Origin of the sequence: Pseudoalteromonas sp. MER144-MNA-CIBAN-0113 (genome assembly GCF_040308965.1) — a bacterium.
Taxonomy (GTDB): domain Bacteria; phylum Pseudomonadota; class Gammaproteobacteria; order Enterobacterales; family Alteromonadaceae; genus Pseudoalteromonas; species Pseudoalteromonas tetraodonis.
In genome coordinates this window covers 1-252 of the sequence record NZ_JBEOOG010000474.1, presented here as the reverse complement: position 1 = coordinate 252, position 252 = coordinate 1, and the positions used below count along the sequence as shown (strand labels likewise).

Genomic DNA, 252 nt, shown 5'->3' with positions numbered 1-252 from the left:
CATTTACCTATTGAAGTACTACAACCACTCAGTGCCATGCTTGAACACGTTGAAATACCAACATCAATGAGTGAGTTACTTGTTGATTACACACAGACCGCAATTAGTAATAACGATACATTAGCTATAACCGCAGCACTAAGATCAGCTTCAAAAGGTCAAGCTCAAGGGTTATGCGCTCAATTAGTTGATACTGTACTAAGCTCACCAGTGAGGCAAGACTCTGACGTGTTACTAACAATAGCTGGGCGG

1 protein-coding gene is annotated in these 252 nt (G+C 41.7%); it reads left to right on the top strand.

Features of this window, described 5'->3' with window-relative positions; translation table 11 throughout:
* On the top strand, positions 1-252 hold a 252-nt coding region (locus AAEY57_RS20555), incomplete at both ends, for a DUF3549 family protein (protein ID WP_350608732.1).